This window comes from Pseudomonas sp. TWI923 (genome assembly GCF_039673365.1).
GTDB lineage: Bacteria > Pseudomonadota > Gammaproteobacteria > Pseudomonadales > Pseudomonadaceae > Aquipseudomonas > Aquipseudomonas sichuanensis.
In genome coordinates this window covers 1-1,073 of record NZ_JBDJLM010000176.1, presented here as the reverse complement: position 1 = coordinate 1,073, position 1,073 = coordinate 1, and the positions used below count along the sequence as shown (strand labels likewise).

The 1,073-nt window shown below is 66.3% G+C and carries 1 protein-coding gene; it reads right to left on the bottom strand.

What is annotated here, in order from left to right; all coding sequences use genetic code 11:
* Positions 1–974: PAAR domain-containing protein (locus ABE459_RS25990; protein WP_346648176.1), on the bottom strand; the 974-nt coding region annotated here is incomplete at its 3' end.
* Positions 975–1,073 lie beyond the last annotated feature (99 nt).

Genomic DNA, 1,073 nt, shown 5'->3' with positions numbered 1-1,073 from the left:
GCGCCGGCCTTCGACCAGTGATGCACCAGGCTCTTGGTCGAGATCCCCAGCCCACGACGCAAATCCTCGTGCTGCCCCAGGTTCAGGTACTTGCCGAGAAAAGCGCTGCGCAGCTGTGCGTTCAGCTGGCCATACAGCGCCTTGCGCTCGGCGAAGAACTGCGGGCTGTTCAGGTGCCGATGCGCAATGAACTCGCGCTGGTGCAAACGCTCGATGCCTTTGAGTGTGTCTTCCACCTGACCCAACCCCCGCGACAGCATGTCCTTGCCCACCCCCATCGACTGGCTCGCGCCGTTGAGCACACCGGCGATCTCGGCCATGTGTCGCATCATGAAGTCGGCTTCTTCGGTGCTGAGCTGCGCCAGCGACGCCCGGGCACTGCGGGCCGCTGCCATCAATTCGGCTTCTTCGCGAGTGCAGGCGTAGCTGTGCTCGGGGGCGCCAAGCACGAATAGCTCGCCCGCCTTGAAGCCCTCGTCGAAGGTGGGGTTGAGGCGACGCACCAGCGACAGCGGCAGGTTGCCCGGCAGCGCGGCCAGCTGTTGCAGCACCTGCTCGCCGGTCATGCTGCGCGGCACGATGTAGAAACCGGGTTGCAGCCCTGCAGGGGTCGCCATGGCGACTTGTGGGGTGGGTGTGGCGCGTTCAGCAGCCACCGGTGAAGTGACAGGCGCCTTGGACGGGGCGGCCTGGGACGATGCGATCAGGCGGTTGCTGCCCAGCGGGCAGCCACAGCGCACGCGGGCGCCGTCGACGACGGAGGGTACGCCATCCTGGAGGAAGCGCTGTTCGCCGTCGATGAGGGTGCCCACCTGTCCGCACTTCGGGCAGGCGGTGGTCTGGTCGCCTTCGAGCAGCCAGGCGCGGCCATTCACGTTACCCGCTGCGCGGTCTCCGATGCAGGTGGCGCCGGTGGTGGTGCGGTCGCCCACCAGGCCCTGCCCCTTGCCGAAAATCACGATGCGATAGGTCATGGGCGGTCACCTGCGGCGATGCCCTTGAAAGGGTTGCGGGTCATGCGGCCTTTCCTTTGTACGCAGAAAACGCCGAACGCTAGCAGCTTGATGACGCCT